At 62.4% G+C, this 26,653-nt stretch carries 23 protein-coding genes; 12 read left to right on the forward strand and 11 right to left on the reverse strand.

The window, feature by feature from the left end:
* Positions 1-185: 185 nt before the first annotated feature.
* The 8 genes from C8C99_RS06270 (at position 186) to C8C99_RS06305 (ending at position 10,817) form a co-directional block, all read left to right on the forward strand.
* Positions 186-1,397 (forward strand): ABC-three component system protein, encoded by a 1,212-nt coding sequence (locus tag C8C99_RS06270; RefSeq protein ID WP_015014578.1) that lies wholly within the window; start codon positions 186-188, stop codon positions 1,395-1,397.
* 2 nt (positions 1,398-1,399) lie between these two features.
* The gene (locus C8C99_RS06275) at positions 1,400-1,894 is read left to right on the forward strand and encodes a three component ABC system middle component (protein ID WP_043565464.1); all 495 of its coding nucleotides are present in this window, start codon (positions 1,400-1,402) and stop codon (positions 1,892-1,894) included.
* Entirely contained in the window at positions 1,894-3,876 is a 1,983-nt protein-coding gene (locus C8C99_RS06280) for a DUF3732 domain-containing protein (protein ID WP_015014576.1), read from the forward strand. Before C8C99_RS06275 ends, C8C99_RS06280 begins: the two co-directional genes overlap by 1 nt.
* Positions 3,877-4,158: 282 nt before the next feature.
* Complete coding sequence (locus C8C99_RS06285; RefSeq protein ID WP_142145392.1) at positions 4,159-5,184, forward strand: hypothetical protein; 1,026 nt, start codon at positions 4,159-4,161, stop codon at positions 5,182-5,184.
* A gap of 46 nt (positions 5,185-5,230) precedes the next feature.
* A complete protein-coding gene (locus tag C8C99_RS06290; RefSeq protein WP_015014574.1) occupies positions 5,231-6,955 on the forward strand; it encodes a hypothetical protein in 1,725 nt (574 codons plus the stop codon).
* Between the two features lie 28 nt (positions 6,956-6,983).
* Complete coding sequence (locus C8C99_RS06295; RefSeq protein WP_015014573.1) at positions 6,984-8,753, forward strand: hypothetical protein; 1,770 nt, start codon at positions 6,984-6,986, stop codon at positions 8,751-8,753.
* A 417-nt stretch (positions 8,754-9,170) separates the two neighbouring features.
* The gene (locus C8C99_RS23810) at positions 9,171-9,641 is read left to right on the forward strand and encodes a 2'-5' RNA ligase family protein (protein WP_056645626.1); all 471 of its coding nucleotides are present in this window, start codon (positions 9,171-9,173) and stop codon (positions 9,639-9,641) included.
* A 105-nt stretch (positions 9,642-9,746) separates the two neighbouring features.
* On the forward strand, positions 9,747-10,817 hold the full coding sequence (locus tag C8C99_RS06305; protein WP_108625262.1) for a DUF6352 family protein: 1,071 nt from the start codon (positions 9,747-9,749) through the stop codon (positions 10,815-10,817).
* A gap of 106 nt (positions 10,818-10,923) precedes the next feature.
* Here C8C99_RS06305 and putA read toward each other — a convergent pair whose 3' ends face one another.
* Positions 10,924-14,670: a trifunctional transcriptional regulator/proline dehydrogenase/L-glutamate gamma-semialdehyde dehydrogenase gene (gene putA / locus C8C99_RS06310; protein ID WP_056645620.1), complete on the reverse strand. Its 3,747-nt coding sequence runs from the start codon at positions 14,668-14,670 to the stop codon at positions 10,924-10,926.
* 139 nt (positions 14,671-14,809) lie between these two features.
* Here putA and C8C99_RS06315 point away from each other — a divergent pair, with 139 nt between their 5' ends.
* From C8C99_RS06315 to rlmD, 3 genes are all read left to right on the forward strand, one after another.
* Positions 14,810-15,283 carry an Lrp/AsnC ligand binding domain-containing protein gene (locus C8C99_RS06315; protein WP_056645619.1) on the forward strand — a complete coding sequence of 158 codons (474 nt, stop codon included), beginning with the start codon at positions 14,810-14,812 and terminating at the stop codon, positions 15,281-15,283.
* An 89-nt stretch (positions 15,284-15,372) separates the two neighbouring features.
* Complete coding sequence (locus tag C8C99_RS06320; protein WP_199226337.1) at positions 15,373-15,666, forward strand: hypothetical protein; 294 nt, start codon at positions 15,373-15,375, stop codon at positions 15,664-15,666.
* 59 nt (positions 15,667-15,725) lie between these two features.
* Positions 15,726-17,189, forward strand: coding sequence for a 23S rRNA (uracil(1939)-C(5))-methyltransferase RlmD (rlmD, locus tag C8C99_RS06325; RefSeq protein WP_108625263.1), 1,464 nt, complete (start codon positions 15,726-15,728; stop codon positions 17,187-17,189).
* Between the two features lie 71 nt (positions 17,190-17,260).
* Here rlmD and C8C99_RS06330 read toward each other — a convergent pair whose 3' ends face one another.
* Together C8C99_RS06330 and C8C99_RS06335 are read right to left on the reverse strand one after the other, a co-directional pair.
* Complete coding sequence (locus tag C8C99_RS06330) at positions 17,261-17,635, reverse strand: hypothetical protein (RefSeq protein WP_108625264.1); 375 nt, start codon at positions 17,633-17,635, stop codon at positions 17,261-17,263.
* A 113-nt stretch (positions 17,636-17,748) separates the two neighbouring features.
* Positions 17,749-18,444: a Bax inhibitor-1/YccA family protein gene (locus C8C99_RS06335; protein WP_015014565.1), complete on the reverse strand. Its 696-nt coding sequence runs from the start codon at positions 18,442-18,444 to the stop codon at positions 17,749-17,751.
* Between the two features lie 222 nt (positions 18,445-18,666).
* On the opposite strand from C8C99_RS06335, the gene C8C99_RS06340 reads away from it, so the two are divergent.
* Positions 18,667-19,074 (forward strand): heme-binding protein, encoded by a 408-nt coding sequence (locus C8C99_RS06340; RefSeq protein WP_108625265.1) that lies wholly within the window; start codon positions 18,667-18,669, stop codon positions 19,072-19,074.
* Positions 19,075-19,325: 251 nt separating this feature from the next.
* On the opposite strand, the gene hemP is transcribed toward C8C99_RS06340, so the two are convergent.
* The 8 genes from hemP to C8C99_RS06380 all read right to left on the reverse strand — a co-directional run bounded on the left by hemP (position 19,326) and on the right by C8C99_RS06380 (position 26,417).
* Positions 19,326-19,550, reverse strand: coding sequence for a hemin uptake protein HemP (gene hemP, locus C8C99_RS06345; protein WP_199226339.1), 225 nt, complete (start codon positions 19,548-19,550; stop codon positions 19,326-19,328).
* A 260-nt stretch (positions 19,551-19,810) separates the two neighbouring features.
* Positions 19,811-20,224 (reverse strand): biopolymer transporter ExbD, encoded by a 414-nt coding sequence (locus tag C8C99_RS06350; protein WP_015014562.1) that lies wholly within the window; start codon positions 20,222-20,224, stop codon positions 19,811-19,813.
* 3 nt (positions 20,225-20,227) lie between these two features.
* A complete protein-coding gene (locus C8C99_RS06355) occupies positions 20,228-20,944 on the reverse strand; it encodes a MotA/TolQ/ExbB proton channel family protein (RefSeq protein ID WP_015014561.1) in 717 nt (238 codons plus the stop codon).
* A 25-nt stretch (positions 20,945-20,969) separates the two neighbouring features.
* Entirely contained in the window at positions 20,970-21,659 is a 690-nt protein-coding gene (locus C8C99_RS06360) for an energy transducer TonB (protein ID WP_056063828.1), read from the reverse strand.
* A 104-nt stretch (positions 21,660-21,763) separates the two neighbouring features.
* Positions 21,764-22,036, reverse strand: a complete 273-nt coding sequence (locus C8C99_RS06365; protein WP_015014559.1) for a bacterioferritin-associated ferredoxin — start codon at positions 22,034-22,036, stop codon at positions 21,764-21,766.
* Between the two features lie 136 nt (positions 22,037-22,172).
* Positions 22,173-23,315, reverse strand: a complete 1,143-nt coding sequence (locus tag C8C99_RS06370; protein WP_108625267.1) for an alpha-hydroxy acid oxidase — start codon at positions 23,313-23,315, stop codon at positions 22,173-22,175.
* Between the two features lie 120 nt (positions 23,316-23,435).
* Positions 23,436-24,128 carry a Fe2+-dependent dioxygenase gene (locus tag C8C99_RS06375; RefSeq protein WP_108625268.1) on the reverse strand — a complete coding sequence of 231 codons (693 nt, stop codon included), beginning with the start codon at positions 24,126-24,128 and terminating at the stop codon, positions 23,436-23,438.
* A gap of 66 nt (positions 24,129-24,194) precedes the next feature.
* Positions 24,195-26,417, reverse strand: coding sequence for a TonB-dependent siderophore receptor (locus C8C99_RS06380; RefSeq protein WP_108625269.1), 2,223 nt, complete (start codon positions 26,415-26,417; stop codon positions 24,195-24,197).
* Positions 26,418-26,653 lie beyond the last annotated feature (236 nt).

The following is a 26,653-nucleotide window of genomic DNA, read 5'->3' on the forward strand; positions in this document are numbered from 1 at the left end:
GGGCTACTTGAACCTGGCAGCCCCATGCGTTGATATGCAAGGGCAGGGCTACATACCACGATCTGCAGCTTTTGAAAAAGGCTTTCTGGCACGGTTGCCCCAGCCTCGGGTACCAGGTAGATAACCACTTGCTTCTTGTAAGATGTAACAGGATTGGTTGGGGGGATTTCTATCGGGGGAACCGAATGGCGTCATCAAAAGCGAAAGGCCCATCCCGGACTAAGCGGAAGACCGAGGTTCCGGGGCAGGCATTAGGGTACAGCCTTCAATTTACGCGGCTCACTCATCTGTTGCTTCAAGCACCGGAGGGGAGCGTTTGCAGCCTCGAACTTCTTGACGATGTAGCGCAGGATGACGGTGCTGGTGCCGTCAAGCTGGTCCAAAGCAAGAGCGCGCTTACGGCCAATCCTGTCGCGGACCGCGCAAAGTCGCTATGGAAAACTCTTTCCAATTGGGTCGAGCTTGCGGCGACCCCAGGGTTCGAAGTAGAAAAAGCGATTTTCGAACTCTACGTTTCTCGTCCGGTCGAAGGAACGATCGTTGGGGGTTTCGCCCGAGCGAATACGCTGGAAAGCGCCCGAGCGGCCATTGCACAGGCACGGACTGAGCTGTGGGGGTGCCCTCCGGAGTTTGACCTGAAGCCGGGAGTCGCTGCGGAGATTTCTTCGTACGTCGAGAAGGTATTCACTGCCGATCAAAGTCTTTTGGAACGACTCATCTGCAATTTCCGACTGACCCTGGGCAGTGGCAGTCCCCAGGCTGATCTGGAAGCGCTCGTCCGAAGCCACCCCGTTTCACCCTCTAAGGTCCAGGACATCACCAATCACCTCTGCGGAGTGGTAAAGCGTCACATCGATCTATTGCTTGAGGTCGGAAAACCGGCTGTCATCGCGCGCGATGACTTCCATGGCTGGTACACGTCCTACGTCCAAAAGATTGACCGTCAGACAGTGCTTTCGAGTCGTGCTCCGGCTCCGTCGGAGGCGGTGTCGCGGGGATATCTCCCCGACAATTTCATCCGGCAACTGGACATCATTGGGTTGTCATTCGAAGAGATGCTCGGGGCTGCGAGCGACTACTTCATGGCCTCGTTCGACCGGACTGATTGGGCTGCCCGGGGCGAAGTTGACGAGACCTCCTTTGACGACCTGGACGGTGTCCTGAAGCGAGCGTGGAAGAACAAGCAGCGAACCTGTGGATTGAATCACGGTAGCAGATCCGAGCAGCATCAAGGGCAGGCACTGTACTTTGACTGCATGCAGTTCACTGCGCCAGTTCAGGCGATGTCGCCCCCGAGCCATTTCATCCCCGGTTGCTTCCATATGCTGGCCGACGACTTGCTCGTAGGCTGGCACCCGAACTATGAAGCACACCTGAAGCTCAAGAAGGTGGCGTGACGATGCTGGCAAGAGAGGCCCAAAACGTCCAAAACCCTGCGTTGGGTGCTGCGCTCGTATGGCGATTTTGTTGTGGATACGTCGAGGCTCATCGCGTCAACGCCCCGCCGCCGTTGCCGCTTCTCTTTCTTGTGCTGCCTATCATTCTGCATCAGGCGACCTCGGAATTTGTGAAGCGCACTTACAAGAGTTCGGGCTTGCGGGCGTTCGCCGCAAAGTTCGGAGATTCGTCAGTGTCCAAACAGGATCTGCTGATTCAGATCCATGACCGCTCAGTTCGATGGCGCAAGCTCAGCCTGCAATCCATCGAGCTCGCCGTCGCGGGAAGCCTGCTCAAACTCGCCGACAACGGCGAGGCCATTCCGCTGTCGAAAACCAAGGCGAGAGGGTTGTCAGACGAGGTAAAGCACCTCATGGACCTGGCGGAAAAACTCGGCGCCTGGTTCGGTGAACTCACAGTGCACGAGATCGTGACAACGCTGAAAGTGAAGCTCTAATGTTTTTTCAGATTCGAGGGATCGTGCTCTGGCCGCGCAATGGGAAATTTGAACCGCGGACGTTGAAGTTTGAGCTTGGGAAAGTCAATGTCATCAGTGGCGCCTCACGGACTGGAAAATCAGCAGTCATTCCTATCATCGATTACTGCCTCGGTTCCAGCACGTGCTCGATTCCTGTGAACACAATCCGCAAATACTGCGAGTGGTTTGGCGTCGTTGTAGCGACGGCTCAAGGTGAAAAGCTATTGGCTCGAAAGGAACCGGGGGCTCAGCGCAGCACCGACGAAATGTTTCTGTTGGAAGCCGAGAAGATATCCAAGATCCCCAATCGCCTCACCAAGAATACCAACGCTACTGCAGTCAAGAGATTGCTCGATGATCTAGCCAACCTCTCCAATCTGGACTTTTCAGGCGGGGAGGAGGCTTCAGGGTTCGACGGGCGCCCAGCTTTCCGTGATTTGGCTGCTTTCACGTTCCAACCCCAGAACGTGGTCGCCAATCCAGACGTCCTGTTCTTCAAGACCAACACTTACGAGCACCGGGAAAAGCTGAGAAAAATTTTCCCCTACGTGCTCGGTGCGGTCACTCCGACATTGATGGCGAAGCAGTTCGAGTTGAACCGCACTCGGCAAATCTTGCGTCGGAAAGAGAAGGAGCTTAAGGACGCGCAGGAAGTCTCGGCGCGGTGGCTTGCCGACTTGAGGTCCAAATTCAGCGAGGCTCAAGAACTTGGGCTGATTCCGAAGCTGGAGGAGGACATTTCTCGGGAGCAAATGATCGAGTTGCTTGAGGAAGTCATCACAAGAACCGACCTAACTTTGGCGGTCAGCACCACAACAATTTCGGAAGCGTTGCGCGAGCTGAACAGCCTGGAGGGCGAAGAGCGTGAAGTTTCCCGCGAACTCACCACCTTGCGCCATCGATTGGAAGAAATGAACAGGATGCGTGTCGGCGTCGAGCAGTACGAAGCTGCGCTCTCGGTGCAACGAGGTCGGTTGCAGCTGTCGAGTTGGCTGGTCTCGCATGCAAGCGATGAGTCGGATTGCCCCATGTGCGGCAGCCACACGGATTCGGCCAAACGAAAACTGCAGGTTCTAGCCCAGCGTCTGGAAGAGGTGGAGACGGCAGCGGGCGCAGACAAAGACAGAGAAGTGCCAGCAGCGTTCGATCGAGAGTTGCAGCGAGTCACAACAGATGTTGGGAATGCGACCGAACGTCTGCGCGCAGTTCAGATTCGCAAGCGAGCGCTGACGGGCAGATCGAAGGAAGCTAGTGAACAGCAATTTTCCGCGAAGCGTACGGAGCGTTTCATAGGAAATCTCGAGTCGTCACTGGGCCTCCATCGAAAATTGGGCAGCGACAGCGAGCTCGTCGAAGAGGTTCGAACGCTCAAGGAAACGGTATTGGCGCTGGAAGGAGAACTGCGCGGACAGGATGTCGAAGCTCGGAAGCGCCGAGCTCTGCGGACTGTCAACACCAATGCCGGAAAGCTCCTGCCGCATCTCGATATCGAGAATCCGAACGATCCCATCTCGCTGGAGACCAACGACCTGACCATTAAGGTACTTGGGTCTGAGCGGGATGACTATTTGTCGGAGATCGGAAGTGGGTCGAACTGGCTCTCCTATCACCTAGCCGTGCTGCTTTCTCTTCATCAGTTCTATCTGAGTCAAAAGAACAGTCCTGTCCCCGCGTTTCTCGTACTTGACCAACCGAGCCAAGTCTACTTTCCCAAGCACGTGGTCTCCAAGGACGTTGAGGTGGAAGAAGACCCCAAGGTGCGCGACGAAGACGTGGATGCCGTTCGCAAGGCGTTCGAAGTGATGGGTAGCGTCGTGCGTAGTGAAAAGGGGAGGCTCCAACTCATCGTTCTGGACCACGCATCAAGCGAAGTGTGGGGGGGCATCGACGAAGTCGTCGGCTTGCCGGAATGGCGTGGCGGAACCAAGCTAGTTCCAATGGAGTGGATTGATGAGGCTTAGCGCACGTCCTGCGCCCTTAATCATGAGTTTTATTTGCCCAGCCTGTGTTGGCGACGCGCTGCCCTTCTGAGGCAGGGTACATAGATGCCTGCGCAGTTCGTATACGGCCGCCGTAACGGCCAATGGACCCATATCCGGGACTTGGATCCGGCCATCCATCGCGGCAGGCTGTGCGGCTGTGTCTGCCACGGATGCGGCCGGGCACTCCAAGCCCACATGGGCGAGTCAAAGGCCTGGCACTTCCAGCACGATGTAGATGACGGAAACTGCAACCCGCAGCCGATGACACTCCTGCATGCTTTTGTACGCGATCGTCTGGCTGAGCGCCGCCAGCTCTGGCTGCCGGGAGGAGCGGTCGAGGTCGTTGCAGACGTGTGGGGCACTCGCAGAACGGAGTTCGTGGAGATCCAAGACCGGGTGTACGAGTTCAGCGAAGGCAAGTCAGAGCACCCCGTAGGTGATTTGCAACCGGACGTAGTGTTCACGATTCCAGGTCGGTGGGATCTCGCTCTCGAAGTTCGCAAGACCCACGCCGTCGATGCTGCTAAGGGCGAACGTCTGCGCTCTCTGTTCAAAGATGCCATCGAGTTTGACGTGTCGGACCTACCGGCGGCAGGCATTACGGAGTCTGAGCTCGATCAAGCTTTGAAAGAGCGTCACCGCTGGAAATGGGTGTCTTGGATGGAGCATCGCCAAGCTGAAACACGCTTCAGGAACCGGCTATCCTGGGAACTGAAGGAGTGGAGGGTCGACATCGGCTTCTTCACTCGGGCTATGCCGTATAAGCCGGTCGCGGCAGCCAAGCTACGGCAGGCACAAAAGCGTTTGGTGTGGGCAAAAGGCGAACTCGCAAGGATCAAGTTGGCCTGGAGTTCCAAGAGGGAACGAGCGGAGGCGCTTGGCGCGTTGGAACTTACCGATCGCTTCGCTGTAGCCTGCGCTGCGATGGAACTGCAGCCGGAGGACCTTCCCGTATTCTTCGCTCAGCGGGTACAGCTTGGCATGCAGCATCATCCCTACGCGTGGCAACTGCCCGTGTTCGCTGCCTTCGGCCTTGGTGACAAGGCTTTCGGTTCGGATGTGGTTGCGGCCTGGGCTGAAATCGCACTGCCTGACTGCGTGTGGTCCAAGCCTGATGAGCGGACTCGGAATGGTTTTAACCAGACGCGGGCTGCACTTCATGGCTACCTCGCGCAGTTGGTTGCCCAGGGGTTGTTGCTCTGGAATGGCAGGGCAAAAGCCGAGGACCAGGTGTTTCAGCCGGTCTTTGCGCGCCGCAGCGACTTCCTCGCATTCCTGTCCGAGTAGGGGCGGTTGTTCGACGCGAGTGTGCTGAAATTGAATTGGAGGAAGCGTGCTGCAAATTTCCACTGGAAAACTGTTTGCTAGACCCGTCGGTAGGGAAAACCTCCTGCGAGGCATGCTTTATACGAATGCCATCCTCGCTAGAGAGGAGGCTGTCGAAACAGTCGCAGGGCGACTGTCTGCGTCATCGAGCTATTCGATACGTCCAACGGTCTTGGTCTATGAGCTCACTGAGCGCATGGAAGCAGAAGAGCAGGGGCCGGGAGTGCTCGTCTCCTCGGGCGTCGAACCCTATCTTCAAGACTATTCTGTGGCAGTTTCATTTGCGTTGAATTGTGTTTGTACGCCCGACGTTGATCTGGCCCGGAGGCTGACGACGGGGCAGCGTGGATTGGCTACAAGGGTCGCTCCTCAAACGCTGGTCCACCGATTCTTCGATGGGGAGATCTGGTGCAAGCCGGATGAACTGACCTTTCTGGCAGAATTTCTTGGGAAGCTCATTGGCCTCCCTCGACATACCTTTTTAGGGGTCATGCGCGCGCTTCGGACGTACGTCAACGGAATGCATCGCATTGCTGATGATTTGGAACTGGCCTACACCTTACTCGTTGCGTCCGTAGAGTCACTGGCCCAGGACTTCGACGGTCATGAAAGCGACTGGGATTCGTTTGATGAGCGAAAGCGTAAGGCGGTCGATGAGGCGCTTTCTGGGGCAGAGGAAACGATTGCTCAACGTGTCAGGGAAGCCCTACTAAGAGTAGAGCATGTCGCACTGGCTCGGCGCTTCAGAGAGTTCGCAGTTGCCAATATCACGCCCGCGTATTTTCGTCAGACTTTCAGTGCTGGGAATGGCCTTCTGCTGGGTAGGTCGGACCTTGTGGAGGCGCTCGGTACGGCCTATCAATCGCGATCCAAGTACGTACATCAGCTCCGGCGGCTACCGGATGCCGTGACCCTGGGACATGGTCATGGCGAGATCGCAATCGAAGGTCGAACCACGCATCTGACCCTGCAGGGACTTTCGCGTTTGATGCGTAGTGTCATCATTGAGTTTGTTCTGCGCCAGCCTTCAGTGGAGCGTGAGCCGTATAACTATCACATGGAACGAAGCGGCGTTGTTCAAGTGCGCATGGCACCTCAGTTCTGGGTCGGTCGTGCCGAAGGTGACATCACGAAAGCAGGACGTGACAAGCTGGAGGGTTTTCTGCAGCAACTTGCATCTTGTCTTCTGAAGGAGCCCGATGCTGTCGTGACTGATTTGAGGCCTGTGCTGCGCGCTGCGTGTGAGTTTGTCCCGCGCCTGGAGAAACGCCTCAGATTGCCGTACTTGGCTTTGCATGCGTTGTTCAATATGCATGTTGCGAGACAGGATTTGGCCGAGATGTCTTCGGCAATCGAGGCGCTGATTCAAGAGGAGCTTGGAGAGCCTTCCTCGGAAGCGCTACTTGCTCACGCGGTCTCTGGACAAACTGTACCTTGGTCGTTGGAAGCCCATCGAGCGGCACTGAGCAACTACTTGCGTCGGCGTGCTGCCGCAAACGGTCTGAGGTTCCCGCGGCTGTTTGAGGCTGCGCTTGCCCTGGAGTTGGCCGAGCGACTTCGGGGCGTTGGCGACATGGAGGGATGTCGCGAAGTCGTTGCGCTAGCTGTGGAGAACCACCCCGGACATCCTGGGCTGTTGGAGGCCGAGACGAATTTGTTGCTCGCTTCTCCGATTCGTTGGCACGACATCATGCTGCCTGCCGCAGAAGATGCGCAGGCGCAGAGAGCCTGATCACTTTGAAAATCCTACAAAAAGAATCATGCCGTTTGACTATCTAGCAGCATTTCCCATCCCGGCTCATGCCTTGCCACCAAGGCTGCGTGGCCTGCTGGAACCTGTCGGCTTGTCGCCTAGCCAAGCTGTGGAGGTGGCCGCGATGCAGGAATCCGATGCGCATGTAGGGCAAGCTGAGCATCTGCATTTGCTGATGGCAGTGGTTCCCGGAGTGGAGGATGGCCCCATCGAAGTTCTTTCTGAGGCGGGCGATGGCGTGGTCGAGTTCTCTGTTCCTACCGGCGACATGCGTGGTTGCTCGACCGACTTTTCTCCGTCGATATCGGGTTATGACTACATCGTTGCGGCTTGGGGTGACAGCTCGTTCTACACCTTCAACCTAGCCGAGAAAGTCTGGATGACCCTTGGATTGACTCCCCGTTGTGTCGGCAACGATCAGCAACGCCTTGTCTACGATGACTTGGGGCTTCCGGAGTTCGGCGTGGCCGAGGGCGAGGTGTCCAGTGACTACCACTGGAACTTGAAGAGGTCGGTCAATTGGCACATGTCGAATGAATACCTTCGCCGCTACCTTTGGCTGCGTGGTGCGCGGGGTGTGCGAGCTTTCTACTATTCAGCCCAGTTGCAAGATCTACCTGAAGTACGCGCGATCATGGGAGGGGAGACTCATGTGAGCCGCAAGCCCGCTGACGGGATTGCTTGGTATGACTTGGATATCCGCGAGCACGAAGGTGGGCTTCTGGTCCAGCTCTGGGCTTCCGTCGAAGCGGTGATGCCGGAACTATGTCAAGAGCAGACTGCTGAGGGCATTCTGTGGCCTGGTGACGCGCAGGCCATGACTCACGCGCGTGCGAATGCCCTGCTGGGGGTGGATCCGGTCTACCTCCATGATCGATTCCTCCAGAAGTACGAACAGAGCACTTTCTACGACACGACTCCGACTCGTATTGGGGGACAGTGGTACTGCAGTCCGTCATATAGAGGGCAGTGGAGTTTCACCGAATGCCGTCGGGTCGGAAGAAATTTGATCCAAGTGCCAATGCGTGAGCTGTACAAGCCGAAGCCGGATCGCGAGGTCATTCACGCCCGATCATTTGCAGTCGATCCGGCCGACCTTGCCTATGCAGACCTGAACGAAGAGCATGTGGTTGCCAAGGTGCAGCGGCTGCTCGATGTGCTTCTACGATTGGGCGATGGTCTTTCCGCACTAGGCGTGACTGTGGGGCTGAACAAGTCGGCAGTAGAACTGACTGGTTTTGATCGTGCAGAGGTTGTGGCCAATGGTTGGATGGCCTATCCGACGCTCAGTCGGTTGGCCCAGGTCGCACCATTCGACCTGTCACAACAGATGTTCTTGGCTCGCTGCAAGAGTTTGCACGAGGTATGGCAACGCGTTCCAAATGGCTACCTCAAGTCATTGTTGGAGGGCGCCGGATGTCCGAGAACTGCTGTCAGGGATCTCGGAAGCCTCAAGCTGCTGCAGGCGCTTCTAAATGTCATCGAAAGACTGAATGCTCACGAGGAGGCAAGCGATGCCTTTGCCTCGGCGACAGAGCCGGAAGGTTGGCGCGACCGCAGTGAAGCCATGGCGCCCCTGTTCCTCAACAACGACCTTCGAATCGCCGACGCTCACGAAACCGTGGAGCAGTGCCTCGCGACCCTGCAGCGCCTTGGTTTCGACACAGCGAACGTCAACGCAGGCTACGGTCGGGCCCTCGATTTCGTCATGGACGGCGTCATCAATGCTCTGGAGACAGTGGCCGTAGCACTCGGTAAGCTGTTGAAGCTGCCGTAGACAGCCAATCAGCTGGCAAAGGACACTGCGTTTTGTGTATCCTATGTCCTGATTGACGATGGTGTCGCAAGAGTTGCTTCCCCGCGAATCGCTCCATTTCCCGCGTCAGCAAAAGATGTGCGGTGTTGACGGTAAGAGTGACGGTAAGGCCCCATGTTGATCACAGTCAATCCCTTTAACCACGCGGGTTTGGGCGTCTTGTTGATGATGGAGTGGGAGTGAGCAAGCGCTGATCGAAATACTGGTTATTTAGCCAGTATTGTTGCACAATGCGCCGGATCTTCCGGAGCTTTGTGTGCAATGTCCCAGCGTCACGATCTCTATTATTTTCTCTACCCTCCGCCGCTGGTTGCGGAGACGGCTAGGGAACTACTTCTGCGCGCCCAAGGGCCCCGTTGGCCGGGCAGAGCCGATCCAATGTCTTCGGATCGGCTGCACATCACCCTCCACGCCCTGGGGCGTTTTCTGAATGGCGTCCCTCGAGGGGTCATTGACTTGGCGCTGGCGGCGGGTAGCGCCATGGACTACGAACCGTTTGGGGTTCGCCTCAATGTGTTGCAGTCCCGGGGCGCCTTTGAAGCGGGGCCGATCCGTACCGTCGAGTTGGCGCCGCAAGCGGGCGCCGCGCGTGACTTGCGAGAGTTTCAACATGCGCTCGGCAACACAATGCGCCGCATGGGGTTTGCGGAAACCCAAATCCGCAGCCATTTCCAACCGCACATGACTTTGCACTACAAGCACAAACGCATCGACCGCATGGTTGTTGATCCTGTTGCGTGGACGGTGATGCAGTTTGCCTTGGTAGACAGCCTCTACGGCCTTAGCCGGCATGACGTGCTTGCGCGCTGGTCCTTGAAGGCGCGGCAGCAGGCGTTTCTTGACTGGTGATGTAGCGAAGCATGTGGATGCCCGTGCGCACTCGCTGTGCAGCAGCGTCGTGCGAAAGCTTCCGCGGCTACCATCCCCTTAAGGCATCTGCTTTCTCATTTCTTCATGACGACACCTCACGATTTCTGGCCCCGTAGTGGTTTCCAAACGCTGGACCACGACGCGCGTGGCTGGCTGATTCCCACCGATGAATACCTGCGTTGGCTCCTGGCCCGACCGGAGCTGGCGCTGGTGCCGGAGTCGTGCGCTGCTGAGATCGCGCTGCATGAGTCGCTGAAGGTGTCGCCCGCGCGGGTGGTCACCGCTACGGAGCTGGCTGCTTTGCAGGACGACGACGCCCGTGAGAACTACACCGTGTTCCTGCGCTTCCGTGATGGCCTGCTGGCGGCTGGCACGCTGGAGGCGTATTACCTGCAGCTCATGCGCGGTGGGGCGGTGAACGTGCCAGCCGTGTTCATCGACGCCGTGGTGCAGGCCCTGTTGCGCAATGTGCTGGATGACTGCAACGACGCCTTTGAGGCCCGCGCTGCCGAGATGCTGTTTCGGCCTCAGCGCATCACTTTGCAAGACGGGCAAATGCTGGCAGGCGACCGGGCGACGCTGGACATGCTCAATGAGACGGCGGGCCTGGGCGAGGTGGGGCGCTTGTTGCTGCAAAGCGGCGCACTGCAGCCCACGGCGCAGGTCAAGGTGCTATCGGCCGACAATCCGGCGCAATATTGGCAGGAGAGTGACCGCCACCACTTTCTGCTCGACCTGACCCACGAGCTGACGCAGGACCTGAGCCATGGCCTGACCTTCAAGATGACCCGTGCACGCTCAGGCCTGAAAGCCCTGGCCCGTGTGCTGGAGAGCTGGGTGGCGCATCTGCTGGGCGTGCAGGTGCAGATCGAGCCTGTGCACCAGGTCACCGACAGCGCGTGGCGCTGGCATGTGGGGCTGGATGTGGAGTCCACTGCCATCCTCAACGACCTGTACCAGGACCGCCCGGTGGAGGCCGAGCGCATGCAGCGCCTAGTGAGCCTGTTCACCCTGACCTTTGCCAACCCCGCCGAGATGCGTGCCGATGTGGTGGGCAAGCCGGTGTACCTGGGGCTCGCGACCAACGCGGAGGGCGTGGTGCGCATCAAACCACAGAACCTACTGCTCAATCTGCCGTTGGCATCTGTGTCCTGAATGCTATTGAATCAATAGCTGCTAGCGCTTTATCTGCAAGCGCTAGCGGCTGATTTGATTCAATTTTTCTGTGGTGAGGCCGGTGCTGAGCCCTTTGAACAGGTTCTTACCCAATCGTCATCAGGCTGGCGTTGCCCCCGGCTGCGGCGGTGTTCACGCTCAGGGCCCGTTCAATGAGCAGGCGCTCCAGCGGGATGTCCACCGCGCCGGGCGGCAGCGCTGTCACGCCCACGATAGGGCCGGGGCGCTGTGCCAGGGCGGTGCATACCGTCTGCAAGGCCGAGGCATCGCCGTGGTGCAGCACGGCGTCCAGTGCGACGGCAGCGTTGCCCAGAGCGTTGTCTTGTAGCGTGACCTGGGCCTGCACCTGCGTGGGCAGCTGGGCATGCAGGCTGGCCTGGGCGCTGGGCCACAGGGCGGTGCCCCCACTGGCGAGCACGGCGGCCGTCTGCACCAGCAGGTCGTCCGCGCTGGGGGCCAGGCACAGAACACGGGCGCGGGGGGCCAGGGTGTAGACATTGCGCTCGCCCGTGGGGCCGGGCAGGGTGCGGGCGGTGCCGCTCTGTGTTTCTCGCGCAAAACGCTGGCAGTGGCCCGCCAGGGCCAGGTTGCCCTGGTGGTGCGCCCATTGCTGCAAGGTGCCCAGCGAGGCCAGCTGGCGCTCGCGCCGCTCGGTGTCGGGCGGGCTGGTGCGGTCGGCCTCGGCCAAGCTGCGCGGCAGCGCATCGGCTGGACGCTGCGACAGCAGGCGCAGCAGGTACAGCGGCCCGCCGGCCTTGGGGCCCGTGCCCGACAGGCCTTCGCCACCAAAGGGCTGCACGCCCACCACGGCGCCGACCATGTTGCGGTTCACGTACACGTTGCCCGCATGGGCGCGGTGGACCACGCGGGCAATGGTTTCGTCGATGCGGGTGTGCACGCCTTGTGTGAGGCCGTAGCCGGTGGCATTGATCTGGTCCAGCAGCTGGTCCAGGTCGTTGCGCGCATAGCGCACCAAGTGCAGCACGGGGCCAAAGACTTCGCGCTGCAGCTCGCCGATGTGGTTCAGTTCGATCAGGGTAGGGGGCACAAAGGTGCCCGGTGCGCTGACTACGGAAACGTGATTCGGGTGCTGGAACACGCGATGGCCTTGGGCCTTGAATTTTTCGATGTGATGGGTGATGCCTGCCTGCGCCTCGGCGTCAATGACAGGGCCCACATCCACACGCAGCTCGGCAGGGTTGCCCACGCGCAGCTCACCCATGGCGCCTTGCAGCATCTCGACCACGCGGTCGGCGGCTTCTTCCTGCACGCACAGCACGCGCAGTGCCGAGCAGCGCTGGCCTGCGCTGTCAAAGGCGGACGACACCGCATCGCCCACCACCTGTTCCACCAGCGCGGACGAGTCCACGATCATCGCGTTCTGCCCACCCGTTTCGGCAATCAGCGGGATGGGGCGGCCTGCGGCATCCAGCCGCCCGGCCACCGTGCGCTGCAGGATGCGGGCGACTTCGGTGGAGCCCGTGAACATCACACCCATCACGCGCTCATCGCCAATCAGGCGCGCGCCCACGGTCTCGCCCTGGCCGGGCAGCAGTTGCACTGCTGCGCGGGGCACACCGGCCCGCCACAGCAGGCGCACAGCCTCGGCGGCGATCAGCGGGGTCTGCTCTGCCGGCTTGGCCAGCACGGGGTTGCCTGCGGCCAAAGCTGCGGCCACCTGGCCCATGAAGATGGCGAGAGGGAAGTTCCAGGGGCTGATGCAGGCCACGGGGCCCAGCGGGATGTGGGTGGCGTTGTCGAAGGTGCTTTGCACCTGTGCGGCGTAGTAGCGCAGGAAGTCCACGGCTTCGCGCACTTCCGCCACGGCGTTGCTGGCGCTCTTGCCGGCTTCGCGCATCAGCAGGCCCAGCAGGGGCTGCATGCGGGCTTCCAGCAGATTGGCTGTGCGTAGCAGCACGGCGGCGCGCTCTGCGGGCGGCGTGGCGGCCCAGGGGACTGCGGCGGCCTGGGCGTGGGCCAGGGCTTGGTCTACATCAGTGGTGGTGGCTTCTTGCACCTGGCCCACCACGTCGTTGTGGTTGGCGGGGTTGCGCACGGGTTGGGTGGGGCCTGCGGGCACCTCGGCGGCCAGCAGGGGCGCTGCCGTCCAGGCGTGGCTTGCCGTGGCTTGCAGGGTGGTGGCCAGCTCGGTCAGTGTGTTTTCGTTCGACAAGTCCAGCCCGCGTGAGTTGCTGCGGTAGGCGCCGTACAGCGCTGCTGGCAGCGGAATGCGCGGGTGGGGCAGGGCGGCAGTGCCTTCGGTGGCAGCTTGCTGGTCCACTACCTGCACGGGGCTTTTCACCAACTCATCCAGCGCAATGGTTTCGTCGGCAATGCGGTTCACGAACGAGGTGTTGGCGCCGTTCTCCAGCAGGCGACGAACTAGGTAGGCCAGCAGAGTTTCGTGCGTGCCCACTGGGGCGTAGATGCGGCACGGGCGGCCGAGTTTGCCCGCAGTGATAGCACCCACCACCTGCTCATACAGCGGCTCGCCCATGCCGTGCAGGCACTGAAACTCATACTGCCCCGCGAAGTAGTTGCTGCCTGCCAGTTGGTAGATGGTGGCTACTGTCTCGGCGTTGTGGGTGGCGAACTGGGGGTACACGGCCTCGGGTGCCGCCAGCAGCTTGCGTGCGCAGGCGATGTAAGAAATGTCGGTGTGCACCTTGCGGGTGTAGACGGGGTAGTCCTCCAGGCCATCGACCTGGGCGCGCTTGATTTCGCTGTCCCAGTACGCGCCTTTGACCAGGCGCACCATCAGGCGGCGCTGGGTGCGGCGGGCCAAGTCCACCACATAGTCGATGACGAAGGGGCAGCGCTTTTGGTAGGCCTGGATGACAAAGCCAATGCCGTTCCAGCCCGCCAGCGTGGGCTCGTGGCACAGGCGCTCCAGCAGGTCCAGCGACAGCTCCAACCGGTCGGTTTCTTCGGCGTCGATGTTCAGGCCGATGTCGTATTGCTTGGCCAGCGCCGTGAGGCGCAGCACCAGCGGGTACAGCTCGTCCATCACCCGACCAAACTGCGCGCGGCTGTAGCGCGGGTGCAGGGCCGAGAGCTTGATGGAGATGCCAGGCCCTTCGTAAATGCCGCGCCCGGCAGAGGCCTTGCCAATCGCGTGGATGGCCTGCTCGTAAGAGGCGTAGTAGTGCTTGGCATCTTCGCTGGTCAGCGCGGCCTCACCCAGCATGTCGTACGAATAGCGAAAGCCCTCGGTCTCCATGGTGCGGGCGTTGCGCAGGGCTTCGTCAATGGTTTCGCCGGTCACGAACTGCTCGCCCATCATGCGCATGGCCATGTCCACGCCCTTGCGGATCAGCGGCTCGCCGCCCTTGCCGATCAGGCGGCTGAGCGAGTTGCCCAGGCTGCTCTCGCTGTGGGTGGCCACCAGCTTGCCGGTAATCAGCAGGCCCCAGGTGGCGGCGTTGACGAACAGCGAAGGGCTCTTGCCCAGGTGGGCATCCCACTGGCCGTTGCTGATCTTGTCGCGGATGAGCGCGTCGCGTGTGGCCTTGTCGGGGATGCGCAGCAGGGCCTCGGCCAGGCACATCAGCGCCACGCCTTCTTGCGACGACAGCGAGAACTCCTGCAGCAGCCCCTGCACGATGCCCGCACGCCCAGCGCTGGCCTTTCGTTCGCGCAGTGCCTTGGCAATGCGCAGGGCCAGTTGCTCCGCCGCTGCGGCTTGATCGGCAGGCAGGCGGGCCTGGGCCAGCAGCGGGGCCAGGGCCTCGGGCTCGGGGCGGCGGGTGGCGGCGGTGATCGCGGCGCGCAGCGGGTTGGAGAGCGGTGTACGGGGCGCGAAGTCTGCAAACAGGGCGGAGGGCTGCGTCATGGCGGTGTCTTTCAGGTAGTGGGCGGGGCCCAACACAGGGGAAAGTGTTGGTTGGGCGCGTTATTGGCGATGATCCTTGGGTTGAAGATGAATAAATGGTCGAAAATTGGCATTGAAGCCGAATAAATATCTAAGCAACATGCAAACAGAACCCGATCTGGACCGGATTGACCGCAAGATTCTGTCAATCCTGCAGGAAGACGGCCGCATTGCCAACCTCAAGCTGGCCGAGGCGGTGGCCCTGTCGCCCACCGCCGTGCTGGCGCGCGTGCAGCGCCTCACGCGCGATGGCTTTATCCTGGGCTACGAGGCACGGCTCAATCCGCTCCAGCTGGGCGCGGGCATGCTGGTGTTTGTGGAGGTGCTGCTGGACCGCACCACCCCCAATGTGTTCGACCAGTTCAAGGCCGCTGTGCAGGTGCACCCCGAGATCATGGAATGCCACATGGTGGCGGGCGGGTTCGACTACCTGCTCAAAACCCGCTCGGCCGACATGAACGCCTACCGCGTGTTTGCGGGCAATGTGCTGTGGCAGCTGCCGGGCGTGCGCGAGACGCGCACCTATGCGGTGATGGAGGAGGTCAAGCACACCAACCATCTGTATCTGCGCTGACTGCACACCATGCACTACGCACCGGATTGGCGGTGTCTGCAGAAGCCCGCATAATTCCCAACAGATCTGCTTGCATGAGGAGCCACACCGTGACCGCTTTCCCCTATGCCGCTGCAGCCCTGGTGGCTGCCCTGTTCAACCAGACGGCCTCTGCGTCCTGCTACGTCGTCTATGGCCCCGACAAGGACATCGTGTACCGCGCCCCAGTGCCTCCGGTGGACATGTCGCGCGAGATCCATGAAACGCTGCCGCTGGTGGCGCCGGGCTCCACCCTGGTTTTTTCGCCGAGCAATTTTGGCTGCGAACTCACCATCAACAAGCTGCCGCTCACGGCGGTGTCCGCGCCCGGTGGCATGCGGCCTGCGCGCGCTGACCGGGGCTGAAACGGCCAGTACGCACGGGGCGCGGCCTGTGGGCATGCCGCGCCTGAGACAATCGGGGGATGAGCGAACCGAAAGAACTATCCCCCTCGTTTGAACCCACCGAGCAGAATTCCCAAAGTGACCTGCCCGAAGGCTGGCTGCATGTCCAGTCCATGGACCTTGACGCCCAGGGCGTGGCCCGCAAGCCCGATGGCAAGGTGGTCTTCATCGACGGTGCCCTGCCATTCGAGCTGGTCACCGCCAACACCCACCGCAAGAAGAACAACTGGGAGCAGGCCAGCCTGGTAGCGATCCACCGCGAATCGTCCCAGCGCGTGCGGCCGGACTGCCCCCACTTTGGCCTGCACGCAGGCGCCTGTGGCGGCTGCAAGATGCAGCACTTGCATGTAGGTGCCCAGGTCGCCGTCAAGCAGCGGGTGCTGGAGGACAACCTCTGGCACCTGGGCAAGGTCAAGGCCGAAACCATGCTGCGTCCCATCGAGGGGCCCGCTTGGGGCTACCGCTACCGTGCCCGCCTGGCCGTGCGCCACGTGATCAAGAAAGGCCAGGTGCTGGTGGGCTTTCATGAGCGCAAGAGCCGTTACATCGCCGACATGCAGACCTGCAAGATCCTGCCGCCGCATGTCGACGCGATGCTGATGCCGCTGCGTGCCCTGATTGCCAGCCTGGATGCGCGCGACACCTGCCCGCAGATCGAGCTGGCTTGCGGTGACACCGTGACCGCGCTGGTGCTGCGCCACCTGGAGCCGCTGAGCGCTGGCGACATCGCCCAGCTGCGCGCCTTTGCGGCGGAGCACCACGTGCGTTGGTGGCTGCAGCCCAAGGGACCGGACACCGTGAAGCTGCTGGACGAGGGCGGCGAGCGGCTGTCGTACGCACTGCCGGACTTTGGCATCACCATGCCGTTCAAGCCCACGGACTTCACCCAGGTGAACCCGCACATCAACCGTGTGCTGGTGAGCCGGGCGCTGCGCCTGCTGGATGTGCAACCGCACGAGCGCGTGATCGACTGGTTCTGCGGCCTGGGTAACTTTACGCTGCCGCTGGCCACGCAGGCCCGTGAGGTACTGGGCATTGAGGGCAGCGAGGCCCTGGTGGCCCGCTCGCGTGAGAACTATGCATTGAATCAGGCCCAGGCGCCGGACCATAAAGCGCTGGCAGCTACTGATTTTGTAGCGCGCAACCTCTTCGAGATGACGCCCGAGATGCTGGTTGCCGACGGCGCCGCCGACAAGTGGCTGGTGGACCCGCCACGCGAAGGGGCGTTTGCGCTGGCCAAGGCGCTGGCCGACATCGAGCAGGCCCGCATTGGCGCCGAGGGCGCTGGCCCGTTGCCCGCAGGGGCCGAGGGCTGGACACCCCCGAAGCGCATTGTGTACGTGAGCTGCAACCCGGCCACCCTGGCGCGCGACGCGGGGCTGTTGGTCCATCTGGCCGGCTACCGGTGCACGGCGGCGGGCATGATCAACATGTTCCCGCACACGGCCCACGTGGAGAGCATGGCGGTGTTCGAGCGCGTCTGAGAGGCCGTTAGAAAGATGGTGCGCGGAGGGTTCAGCCCTCCGTCCCGTCCCATCGTCCCCCGGGCGTCACGTCAGCTGCGGTTGCGGCTGGCGGCGGGGTCGCGGGGTTCGGTTTCGATGTCGGTCGCGCGTTCACTGCGTTCGGGCTTTTCCACCTTGCCCAGCACCGAGGGCGTGCCCTCGATCTTGTTCTCACGCATGTAGGCGTCCATGTCCTTCCAGCCTGCAAACACCGACGCCTTGGAGGCCTTGGGGTTGAGGGTGTAGCAGTCTTCCAGTCCCCGCAGTGCGTGGCGGCAGGCACCGCCAATGGCCTTGGCCTCAGAGTCGCGTTGCGCCACGCGGGGGTCAGGGCCGAGTCCCGGGATCTTGTCGCAGCCCGCAAGCAGCAGCAGGCCCGCCAGAACCATCAGGCGCAATGCGGTGGAGGGGCTTTTTGGATACATGTACTTGCATTATCGGCACACTGGCCGCGCTATTGAGGCCTGATCCAGGGGCGGGGCCCACAAAAAAGGCTCCCGAGGGAGCCTTTTGATGGAGGTCAAGGGACTGGCAGGGCTCAGTCGCGCTCGCCGCCCATGATGCCCAGCAGGGCCAGCAGGCTCTGGAACACATTGAAGATGTCCAGGTACAGGGCCAGCGTGGCGCTGATGTAGTTGGTTTCGCCGCCGTCCAGGATCTGCTTCAGGTCGTACAGCATGTAGGCGCTGAAGATGCCGATGGCCAGCATCGAGATGACCATCATGCCCACGCCGGAGCCCACGAACACGTTGATGATGCCGCCGACCATGAGCACCAGCGCGCCCACCATCAGCCACTTGCCCATGCCCGACAGGTCACGCTTGATGACGCTGGCCAGGCTGGCCATCACGAAGAACACACCGGCCGTGCCGGCGAAGGCCGTCATGATGAGATCGGTGCCGTTCTTGAAGCCCAGCACCATGCCGATCATGCGCGACAGCATCAGGCCCATGAAGAACGTGAAGGCCAGCAGCACTGGCACGCCAGCGGCCGAGCGCTTGGTCTTTTCGATGGCGAACATGAAGCCGAACGCGCCGCCCAGGAACACGATCAGGCCCAGGCCGCCCGTCAGCGAGCGGGTGATGCCGGTGGCCACGCCGATCCAGGCGCCCAGCACCGTGGGGATCATGCTCAGGGCCAGCAGCCAATACGTATTGCGAAGCACCTTGTGGCGCTCTTCCTGCGAGATGCCATAGCCCGCAGAGTGGCCCAGGGTGGTGACTTGGTCATTCATCTTGTGTCTCTCCTTGTTGGCCTGCACGACGCAGACACGACAAATTCTAGATGGTGACGCTTTTTTGCTTTCCAATGACCGCATCCGGTCGCCTACTTTTGGTAAGGATACTTTCACCCTGGCTGGGGGCAACGGCGCGGGGGATGCCGGTATGCTCAGTCCTCTTTGTGTGCCGGGTCGGCCTGTTTGGCCCGGCTTCCTCCCCATCTTTCGGATCTCTCCATGAAAACCAAGCACGAACTCGAACTGGCCGACGTCAAGGCCGTTGCCGCTGCCGCCGAAGCCGAAGCGCTCAAGAACAACTGGGCTGTGACCATCGCCGTCGTGGACGATGGCGGCCACCTGCTGTGGCTGCAGCGCCTGGACGGTGCAGCAGCGGTGTCGTCGCACATCGCGCCTTCCAAGGCCCGCACGGCCGCTCTGGGCCGCCGCGAAAGCAAGGTCTATGAGGACATCGTCAATGGTGGCCGCACGGCCTTCCTGAGCGCGCCCACCATCGACGGCCTGCTCGAGGGCGGCGTGCCGATCATGAAGGACGGCCAGTGCCTGGGTGCCGTGGGCGTGAGCGGCGTAAAGTCCACCGAAGATGCGCAGATCGCCCGCGCGGGCATTGCAGCCCTGGGCCTCTGATTCGGGTGCTCCCGGCAGGAATTACAGTTGCTCTCATTTTGATAGCTGTAAGCGCATATTCAACTAGCGCATGAGGCTGAAAACGCTTCAAAACTCATTGAAAGCATAAAAAAACCGGCCTGTGGGCCGGTTTTTTGTTGGTGGGGTCGGGGGCAGCAAAAAAAGCCTGGCTACGCGGGAGCAAACCCGTTGGCTGGCAAAAACGACCCTTGCGAGCTTGTTGCAAGCCCGGGAGTCGCCCCACGATGAAACTATTTGGTCAGGATGAGCTTGCCCAGCTTGGTGGCCTGCAGGCGGTACACCGATCCGTTGTGGCTGATGGCAACTGTCTTGTGGCCTTGCAGCAGTACGCTGCTGTCCAGCGCGGCGGTGGCGCTATGTGCGCCGGGCGACGGTGCCTCGCCGGATACCGAGGCGCCAGCGATATCAGCAGGCGCGATGCGGCGGAGCGGGGCGGAGGTCAGGGAGGCTTGCATGGAGGTTTCCTGGGTCATTGCAGTGCGTTTTGCTAATGATAACGATTCGCAATTACAAGTCAAGCGAACGGTGTGTTTCTTTTTGTTCCTGGGTCTGGCCTGCATCACGCGCAAGGCCGGGGCTTTGTGCGCTGCGGGCACCGGGTAAGCAGGCGATGAGCCCGCTGCAAACGTCAAACCTCTTTGGCGTCCGCTAGCGCGTCCCTCATGGGTAGGCTGACAGGACGCGCAGGGGGTTGCAGGTAGCTGTCGCCGTGCCTTTACTGCCCTTGTGGGTCCGTCACAAACCCGATCTTGCGCACCCCCGCGCGCTGCGCGGCGGCCATGGCTTGAGCCACGAATTCGTAGCGCACGTTCTTATCGCCACGGATGTGCAGGTCCGGCTGGGGCTCCTTGGCGGCCTCGGCTTGCAGGCGGGGGAAGAGTTCTTCTTCGGACACCTGCGATTCGTTCCAGAAGAACTTGCCATCGGCCGACACCGACAGGCGCACGGTTTCGGGTTTGACGTTCTCGGGCTGGTTGGTGGCGCGGGGCAGGTCCACGTTCACCGCGTGTTTCATCACCGGCACCGTGATGATGAAGATGATGAGCAGCACCAGCATGACGTCCACCAGGGGCGTCATGTTGATCTCGTTCATCACGTCATCGGTGTCGTCTTGGGTTCCAAAGGCCATGGCTTAGCTGCCTTTCTTCATGGGTAGTACCTTGCCCGGCTCGCCAGCGTTCACGCGGGCGCCGGTCACAAAGTAGGCGTGCAGGTCATGGGCAAAGCTGTTCAGGCCGTTCAGGATGGACTTGTTGCCGCGCACCAGCGCGTTGTAGCCCAGCACCGCCGGGATGGCCACGGCCAGGCCCAGGGCGGTCATGATCAGCGCCTCGCCGATGGGGCCGGCCACCTTGTCGATGGTGGATTGGCCCGATGTGCCGATGGCCAGCAGCGCATGGTAGATGCCCCACACGGTGCCAAACAGGCCGATGAACGGGGCGGTGGAGCCCACCGACGCCAGGATGGCCAGTCCCGAGGACAGGCGGGCGGTGAACTCGTCGATGCAGTTGCGCAGGCAGCGGGTCACCCAGTCGCTCACGTCCAGGCTGTCGTGCAGATGGGCCTTGGTATTGCGGTGGTGGGCGGTGGCTTCGCGGCCCTCCAGCGCCAGGTGGCGGAAGGGGTTGGTCGGGTCGGCGCCCAGCTTGGTCAGGCCAGCGGCAAAGTCTTCGCTGTGCCAGAAGTCCTGGGCGGCGCGGGCGTGTTTCTTGAACTTGATGATGTCCAGCGCCTTGATGAGGATGACGATCCACGAGGCCAGCGACATGGCCAGCAGCAGGATGGCGACGGCGCGGGTGACAAAGTCACCCTGGATCCAGACGTTGGCGATGCCGAATTGCGATTCCATGAAAACTCCCTGAGCGGTGATTGGTTTATTCGAGAACAAAGTTGACGGGGACGAGGTTCCACATGGCCTCGGGCACGCCGTTGCGTTTGCCGGGCACAAAGCGCCAGCGCATCACGGCGTCCTGGGCCTGGCGGTCCAGCCGGTCAAAGCCGCTGGACTTGTTGACCTCGACCTTCTGCGGCACGCCGTCGGTGCCGATGAGCACCCGCAGCACCACCTTGCCTTGCTCGCCCATGCGTTTGCTGATGGCGGGGTAGCTGGGCTTGGGGTTGTTGAGATAGGCCGCGTCGCTGGACGGCAGCTCGATCTTGGGCGGTGCAGGGGGTGCCGGTGGCGCAGGCGCGGGGGCCGGGGGCGCCACGGGCGCCTCAATGGGCGGCGCGGGCGGCTGGGGCGTGGTGATGCCCGTGGGGGCATTGGGCGCCGGCGTGGGGTCGGCAATGGCCACCGGCATCGGGGCCGGGCGGGGCGCGGCCTTGGGGGCGGGCTTGGGCGGTGGAGGAGGGGCCGGTGGCGGTGGGGTGACCTTGGGCGGGGCGGGTGGTGCGATGAATTCGCTGAGCAGCTCGGCCGGCACGATCACCTCTGCCGCCTTGCGCACCAGGCCGGATTGCAGGGCCCAGATGCCCGCCACATGCAGCGCCACCACGGAGCCGACGATCACGGCATTGCGGCTCACACCGCCTGGGGGGGCGAAACGATCAGGGTGAGACATAAAAAGAAAGGAAGGGCAACGCCGACCCAAAGCATAGGGCCGACGTTGCCGGGTAAACCCGGATTATTTGCGAAAGATCCACCAAGCCGATCCTGCGACCAGGATCAGGCTGCCTGCGAGGGTTGAGAGGAGTTCCATGACTTGCTTTCCAGGATGGAGCTGGCAAGCTGGATCGCCTGTGGCGCCGCGTCGTTGCGCAAGGCGGCTACCGGTTGCGAAGCACTGCACTGCGCCACCACGTCGCGGGCGCAGCTTTCGCAGCATCCGCATTGGGTGGCCACGCCCAGCTCGAACTGGATCTCATCGAAGCTCATGCCGGCACGGGCATGGCGGGCAATCTCACGGTCCGAAACCCGGCGGCAAACACAGACGATCATGGCGGCAGGCAGTGTGGCTGGCTGTTGAAAGGATGATTGAGATTATAAATACGAATCTATCGCATTTGCAATAAATCATTCCTGCCGACAGGGGGAAGGTGACACCTGCCTCTGGCGGGTTGCCGATACCCCGGGCTCACCCTCTGCCCGATGGGGCCCCGTCCTGCCCCTCCAGCAGCGCAGGTGCGGCCTCTGCCAGCGTGGCGCAGCCGGTCAGCGCCATGGCGACTTCCAGCTCGTCGCGCAGCAGGCGCAGCACGTGGGCCACGCCCGCCGCCCCTGCATTGGCCAGGCCCCACACGGCAGGGCGACCCACCAGCACGGCCGATGCGCCCAGCGCCATGGCCTTGAGCACGTCGGTGCCGCGCCGGATGCCGCCGTCCACCAGCACCGGTACCGCGCCGCCCACGGCCTGCACCACGCGAGGCAGGGCGGTGGCGGTGGCGGGGGCCGAGTCGAGCGTGCGCCCGCCGTGGTTGGACACGATGAGGCCCGCCGCGCCCACCGACACGGCCTGGCGCGCGTCGGCGGGGTGCAGCACGCCCTTGAGCAGCACTGGCAGCCGGGTGATGGACTGCAGCCACGCTATGTCGTCCCACGTGGGCGCATGGTGGAGCAGGCCGTCGAACAATGCGCTCTGGCCGGGGCTCAAGGGGGAAGAGACGGGTGCCTGCAGGCCCGCCAGGTTGACCGGGCCCACGCCGGGCGGCAGCCGAAAGCCCGCGCGCCGTTCGCGGTCGCGCACGCCGCTGGCGGGTGCATCCACCGTCAGCACGAGGGCCTCGTAGCCCGCTGCCTCGGCCCGCTGTACCAGCGCCTGGGTAAAGCCCCGGTCGTGCTGCAGATAGAGCTGGAACCACAGCGGGCCGCGCCCCGTGTCGGGCTGCACGGCCTCGGCAACGGCTTCGAGCACCACGCTGGCCTGGGTGCTGAGCACCACGCCCGCACCCAGCGCCGCCGCCGCGTAGGCCATGGCCAGTTCGCCATCGGGGTGCGCCAGGCGCTGGAAGGCCACGGGGGCGAGCAGGATGGGGTGCGCCAGCGTGCGGCCCAGCAGCGGCACGCGGGTGTGCCCACCCGCCAGCGACCGCAGCACGCGGGGCCACAGGGGCAGGGCGTCCCAGGCGCTGCGGTTGGCGCGCAGGCTGATCTCGTCGGCTGCGCCGCCGCTGAAGTAGGCCCAGGCGTTGTCGTCCAGCTGCGTGCGCGCGTGCTGCTCGTGGTCGGCCAGGGTGACCAGGCCCGGGGGGATGGTGTGGCGTGCAGGAAGTTGGGGCATACAAACAAAAATAGCACCTAGCGCTAGTGGATCATGCGCTGGATGCTATAAAAATAATAGTATTGTGCCGGTCATCTCATACCCAAGGTCGCTGCCGTGGGAGAGGGGGCCTGCGGTGCCTCACACATCGGCCCACATGCGCAGCAGGTTGTGGTACGTGCCCGACAGCGCGATGGCCGACGGGTCGGTGTCGCCGTGCGTCTGGCGCAGCTTGAGCAGGGCCATGTCCATGTCGAACAGCAACTGCCGCTGCTCCAGTCCGCGCACCATGCTTTCCACCCAGAAGAAGCTGCTCACGCGGTGGCCGCGTGTGACCGGCGCGACTTGGTGCACGGTGCTGCTGGGGTACAGGATCATGTCGCCCGCTGGCAGCTTGATGCGCTTCTCGCCCAGGGCTTCCGCAATCACCAGTTCGCCGCCGTCGTAGTCGCCGGGTGGCGTGAGGAACAGCGTGCACGACAGGTCGCTGCGTACCCAGCAGTTGTCGGCGCGCGAGTGCATGACGGCGCTGTCCACATGGTTGCCATAGTAGTTGGCGCCATCACCGTACTTGTTGAACAGCGGGTTGTAGATGCGGCGCGGCAGCGCGGCCGAAAAGAAGAGGGCGTTGCGATTCAACGCGGCCTTGACCAAACCCTGGAGCTGCGCGGACAGCTCGCTGGCCTGTGCCAGTTGCAGGTTGTTTTTCTGGTGCACCGCCTGGCCGCCCGCGCTGCGGGCGCCGTCCACCCAGGGTGCGTCGGCCGCCCAGAGCTTTTGCCGGAAGAACGCGACCTCGTCGGCGGTGAGAACGTCTTGGATGTGCAGGAACATGGAGCCATTGTGAACCGGCCCCGGGCGGTGCCGGGGCCGGTTCATTCGAGGGACTTCAGAGGTGCGTCAGAAGCGTGTCTTCAGCGTCAGCTGCACAGCGCGGGGAGCGCCGGGCGTGTAGAAGCCGCGGTACAGGCCTTCGGCGTACGTGCGGTCGAACAGGTTGCTCACGTTCAGCTTCAGCGAGGTCTTGTCGTCAAACGAGTACTCGGCCATGGCGTCTACCACCGCAAAGCCGCTGGCGTACACGGCACGCGAGCCTTCGGGGTTCTGCTTGGCGCGGTACGTCAGGCCGGCGCCCACACGCAGCTTGGATGTGACGGCGTAGGTGCTCCACACGCTGCCGCTGTGCTTGGGCGTGAGGCCGGGACGGTCACCCTGCACCTGTGCGCCGCCGCCGTTGGAGGCCAGCACCACGTTGCTCTTGTCGATCTTGGCCGACGGGATCCAGGTGTGGTTGAAGAACAGTTCCCACTTCGGCGTCAGGCGGCCCGCCAGGTTGAACTCCATGCCGGTGGCGTGGCGCTTGCCCGAGAGCAGTTCCTGCGCAGCAGCGGTGTCGGGGTCGGTGTTGCGCTCGTTGTATTTCTGGCTGTAGAAGGCGGCCACACCCAGCAGGGCGCGGCGCTCGAACAGCTCAAACTTGCCACCGACTTCGATGTTGCGGCTCTTTTCTGGGTCGGTGTTGGCGGCGCGCGCCGTGGTGGTGCCAGGGTTGCCAAACTGGTAGGTGTCGCCCGAGGTGTTGTACGAAGTGCCGTACGACACGTAGTACGAGGTCAGCTCGTCAGGCTGGAAGATCATGCCCAGGCGGGGGCTGAACAGGCTGTCGGAGCGCGAGTTGCTCAGGCTGCCTGCGGCGTTGTGGTACGCGGCGCGGAAGTTGTCGTAGCGCAGGCCTCCGACGAGCTTGAGCGTCTCGGTCAGCGACACGGTGTCCTGGAAGTACAGGCCCAGGTTGCGCGACGTGAACGTGTTCCACTGCACCGGCGCACGGCCGTCGGCCACCCAGGCGCCATCGTTGGGCGTGCCCACGGTGGTGGTGGGGCGTGTGGTGGTGTTGGCGTAGTTCTGGTTGCGCTTGGCGTCGTCGTCGTAATAGTCCACGCCAGTCAGCACGGCGTGCTTGCGGCCACCCCAGGTGTAGGTGTTGTTGTAATCGCTTTGCACCTGCAGCACATTGCTCTCGCCCACACGGCCCTTGGAGCCACGGGTCAGCACGGTGTTGCTGTTGATCTGGTCGAGCGTGATGGCGCTGTTCTGGAAGCCAATGGTGCTGGCCAGCAGGTCGCGCTCGTACTTGCCGTAGCGCAGGCGCGTGGTCAGCTCGCCGTTGTCGTCAAAGCGGTGGATGTGGCCCAGCGTGACGTATTGCGACGTGGTGTCGTTGTGGTCGCTGGCCAGGCCGTAGTACTTGCCGGCTTCCAGTGGCATGTTGATCTTGCCGTCGGCCAAGAGGCGCCAGGGGTGGTTGTAGAGCGGGCGGCCCTTGGATTCGAGGTAGTACAGGCCGATGGAGAACTCATCGCGCGTGCCGATGCCCCAGGCAAACGTGGGCGCAATGCCGCGCTTGTCCTGCTTGGCGCCGTAGTTGTCGTACTCCTGCACCATCGCGTTCAGGCGGAAGGCGGCGTTTTCGCCCGTCACCCAGTTGAAGTCGCCGGTGGCGCGGTGGTACTTGCCGGTGCCCAGCGTGTAGGCTGCTTCGTGCTGGTCGATCAGCAGCGGGTACTTGTTGACCTGGTTGACCACGCCGCCGGTCGAGCCCTTGCCGAACAGCATGGAGGCCGAGCCCTTGAGCACTTCGATACGGTCGTTGTTGAAGGTGTCGCGCTCGATCAGCGGGGCGTCCTTCATGCCGTCCACATAGATGTCGCCCGCCAGGCCCAGTGAGAAGCCGCGCAGGCGCACATCTTCTTCACCGGTCTCGCCGGACTGGAAGGTCACGCCCGCCGTGGTGCGCAGCACTTCGCGGAAGTCGTCCTGGTTGCGGTCGTTCATCAGCTTTTCGGTGAACACCGTCACGGACTGGGGGATGTCCTTGATGTCCTGCTTGCCCTTGCCCACGGTGGTCTTCTTGATGAGCAGGGTGTCCTTGCCCTGGACTTCGGCGGTTTCCTTCACCGTCACGGTAGACAAGGTGGTTTCTGGCGTGCTGGTCTGTGCCATGGCGCCCATCGAGGCAGCCAGCATCAGCGCGCCCAGCGGCAGCAGGGCCCTGTCGGACTGTGCGGCTTGCGAGGGCACAGCAGTGGGAGAAACAACAAATGCGGGAGAAGAACGCAGCATGCCGCTGCGGCGCTGGGCGCGAGATTTAGCCAAGAGGGCCTCCGTCAATAGGGGTGTGCAGGTGGCGCGCAGGGGCACCAAGAGCAGGCGAGAGGCAGTGGCTAGATCAACATGGCTGTGCGTCGTCGTGCAGCTTTATGTTACATCAAATGCGGGTCATTCTCATTTGCATTGATGCGAGCGCGCCACACTTCGGCAGGGTAGGGGCGTAAAAAAACCGGCAGAGCCGGTTCTTT

This window comes from Acidovorax sp. 107, from assembly GCF_003058055.1.
GTDB lineage: Bacteria > Pseudomonadota > Gammaproteobacteria > Burkholderiales > Burkholderiaceae_C > Acidovorax.

What these genes read in the sequence shown, in the direction of transcription:
- rlmD (WP_108625263.1), top strand. Translation starts at nt 15,726, where the DNA reads ATGAGCGAACCGAAAGAACTATCCCCCTCGTTTGAACCCACCGAGCAG.
- C8C99_RS06335 (WP_015014565.1), bottom strand. Translation starts at nt 18,444, where the DNA reads ATGAATGACCAAGTCACCACCCTGGGCCACTCTGCGGGCTATGGCATC.
- C8C99_RS06275 (WP_043565464.1), top strand. Translation starts at nt 1,400, where the DNA reads ATGCTGGCAAGAGAGGCCCAAAACGTCCAAAACCCTGCGTTGGGTGCT.
- C8C99_RS06305 (WP_108625262.1), top strand. Translation starts at nt 9,747, where the DNA reads ATGACGACACCTCACGATTTCTGGCCCCGTAGTGGTTTCCAAACGCTG.
- C8C99_RS23810 (WP_056645626.1), top strand. Translation starts at nt 9,171, where the DNA reads ATGTCTTCGGATCGGCTGCACATCACCCTCCACGCCCTGGGGCGTTTT.
- putA (WP_056645620.1), bottom strand. Translation starts at nt 14,670, where the DNA reads ATGACGCAGCCCTCCGCCCTGTTTGCAGACTTCGCGCCCCGTACACCG.
- C8C99_RS06380 (WP_108625269.1), bottom strand. Translation starts at nt 26,417, where the DNA reads ATGCTGCGTTCTTCTCCCGCATTTGTTGTTTCTCCCACTGCTGTGCCC.
- hemP (WP_199226339.1), bottom strand. Translation starts at nt 19,550, where the DNA reads ATGCAAGCCTCCCTGACCTCCGCCCCGCTCCGCCGCATCGCGCCTGCT.
- C8C99_RS06340 (WP_108625265.1), top strand. Translation starts at nt 18,667, where the DNA reads ATGAAAACCAAGCACGAACTCGAACTGGCCGACGTCAAGGCCGTTGCC.
- C8C99_RS06285 (WP_142145392.1), top strand. Translation starts at nt 4,159, where the DNA reads ATGACACTCCTGCATGCTTTTGTACGCGATCGTCTGGCTGAGCGCCGC.
- C8C99_RS06350 (WP_015014562.1), bottom strand. Translation starts at nt 20,224, where the DNA reads ATGGCCTTTGGAACCCAAGACGACACCGATGACGTGATGAACGAGATC.
- C8C99_RS06355 (WP_015014561.1), bottom strand. Translation starts at nt 20,944, where the DNA reads ATGGAATCGCAATTCGGCATCGCCAACGTCTGGATCCAGGGTGACTTT.
- C8C99_RS06315 (WP_056645619.1), top strand. Translation starts at nt 14,810, where the DNA reads ATGCAAACAGAACCCGATCTGGACCGGATTGACCGCAAGATTCTGTCA.
- C8C99_RS06375 (WP_108625268.1), bottom strand. Translation starts at nt 24,128, where the DNA reads ATGTTCCTGCACATCCAAGACGTTCTCACCGCCGACGAGGTCGCGTTC.
- C8C99_RS06280 (WP_015014576.1), top strand. Translation starts at nt 1,894, where the DNA reads ATGTTTTTTCAGATTCGAGGGATCGTGCTCTGGCCGCGCAATGGGAAA.
- C8C99_RS06270 (WP_015014578.1), top strand. Translation starts at nt 186, where the DNA reads ATGGCGTCATCAAAAGCGAAAGGCCCATCCCGGACTAAGCGGAAGACC.
- C8C99_RS06370 (WP_108625267.1), bottom strand. Translation starts at nt 23,315, where the DNA reads ATGCCCCAACTTCCTGCACGCCACACCATCCCCCCGGGCCTGGTCACC.
- C8C99_RS06360 (WP_056063828.1), bottom strand. Translation starts at nt 21,659, where the DNA reads ATGTCTCACCCTGATCGTTTCGCCCCCCCAGGCGGTGTGAGCCGCAAT.
- C8C99_RS06295 (WP_015014573.1), top strand. Translation starts at nt 6,984, where the DNA reads ATGCCGTTTGACTATCTAGCAGCATTTCCCATCCCGGCTCATGCCTTG.
- C8C99_RS06365 (WP_015014559.1), bottom strand. Translation starts at nt 22,036, where the DNA reads ATGATCGTCTGTGTTTGCCGCCGGGTTTCGGACCGTGAGATTGCCCGC.
- C8C99_RS06330 (WP_108625264.1), bottom strand. Translation starts at nt 17,635, where the DNA reads ATGTATCCAAAAAGCCCCTCCACCGCATTGCGCCTGATGGTTCTGGCG.